The organism is Pseudomonas sp. 32_A, assembly GCF_017490905.1.
Lineage (GTDB): Bacteria > Pseudomonadota > Gammaproteobacteria > Pseudomonadales > Pseudomonadaceae > Aquipseudomonas > Aquipseudomonas inefficax.
Map to the genome: position 1 here is coordinate 1 of NZ_JAFGYI010000087.1, position 1,463 is coordinate 1,463.

At 57.8% G+C, this 1,463-nt stretch carries 1 protein-coding gene and 1 pseudogene; one reads left to right on the forward strand and one right to left on the reverse strand.

Annotated elements, in window-relative coordinates:
- Positions 1-162, reverse strand: a pseudogene (locus tag J5M58_RS25705) (arginine-ornithine antiporter); the annotation flags it as partial.
- 434 nt (positions 163-596) lie between these two features.
- On the opposite strand from J5M58_RS25705, the gene J5M58_RS25710 reads away from it, so the two are divergent.
- The coding region (locus J5M58_RS25710; RefSeq protein WP_207880110.1) for a basic amino acid/polyamine antiporter at positions 597-1,463 on the forward strand (867 nt) is incomplete at its 3' end.

Consider the following 1,463-nt stretch of genomic DNA (forward strand, 5'->3'; position numbering starts at 1 on the left):
CAGCATGCCGACCGCGGTGATTGCCCAGCCGATCAGCACAGCGCCAACCCCTGCGCTGGCCGCCATGTTTTGCGGCAGCGAGAAGATCCCGCCACCAATCATCGAACCGACGACAAGTGCAACTAACGCGCCGAGCTTTAGTTTTCCGGATGAATCAGACATTTAACAACTCCTGCCAGGAGAAAGTTGACGACAGAGTAAATCCGACGCCGCTGCCATTCGCTGACTTGGGTCAGTTCATGGCGACGTGAAGTAGGAAAATTCCTTCACGAAGCTCCTGGAGAGTGCCGACAACTTATGCTGCAAGCCTTGCACGCTGGCACCTCCATGTCCTTCTAGAGCAAACGCTCTGTTCAGCCTGCGATGCTTGAAGCTAGCCGCTTTTGCCGCTTTCGCAAATTTTTCACAAGAATTTCGAGTTTTATCGGGTTCTTTTCTAGTTGCTCGGGAGCTGCTAATTTTTTACCAATGAGGGCCATAGACAAAGCAGTTATTAGTGCTATAGCTTCATTGATCAGGATCATTATAAGTAACAGCATTTAATGGATCGCATGGCTGTTTCAAGCCCATGACAGCGCGCAAAAAAAGGAAGGCTCATGAGCGAACCGGGACAGAAGCTGCGCCTGGGCGCGCTGATCGCATTGGTGGTCGGCTCGATGATTGGTGGTGGAATATTCTCGTTGCCGCAGAACATGGCGGCGCGTGCCGATGTGGGCGCGGTGCTGATCGGCTGGGGCATCACAGCTGTTGGCATGCTGGCGCTGGCGTTCGTGTTCCAGACCCTGGCCAACCGCAAGCCGGAGCTGGATTCGGGGGTGTATGCCTATGCCAAGGCCGGTTTCGGCGACTACATGGGCTTCTCCTCGGCCTGGGGCTACTGGATCAGTGCCTGGCTGGGCAACGTCGGCTACTTCGTGCTGCTGTTCAGCACCTTGGGCTTCTACTTCCCGGTGTTCGGCGAAGGCAACACCCCTGCCGCCATCATCGGCGCGTCGGTGCTGCTGTGGGCGGTGCACTTCCTGGTGCTGCGCGGCATCAAGGAAGCGGCGTTCATCAACCTGGTCACCACCGTGGCCAAGGTGGTGCCGCTGCTGCTGTTTGCCCTGATCTGCCTGTTCGCCTTCAAGCTCGACATCTTCACCGCCGACATCTGGGCGGTGGGCACGCCAGAACTTGGCAGCGTGATGAACCAGGTGCGCAACATGATGCTGGTCACCGTTTGGGTGTTCATCGGCATCGAGGGTGCGAGCATCTTCTCGTCGCGGGCGGAAAAACGCTCTGACGTGGGCAAGGCCACGGTCATCGGCTTCGTTACCGTGCTGCTGTTCCTGGTGCTGGTCAACGTACTGTCGCTGGGCATCATGACCCAACCGGAACTGGCCAAGCTGCAGAACCCGTCGATGGCTGCCGTGCTGGAGCATGTGGTCGGCCACTGGGGTGCGGTGCTGATCAGCGTCGGCCTG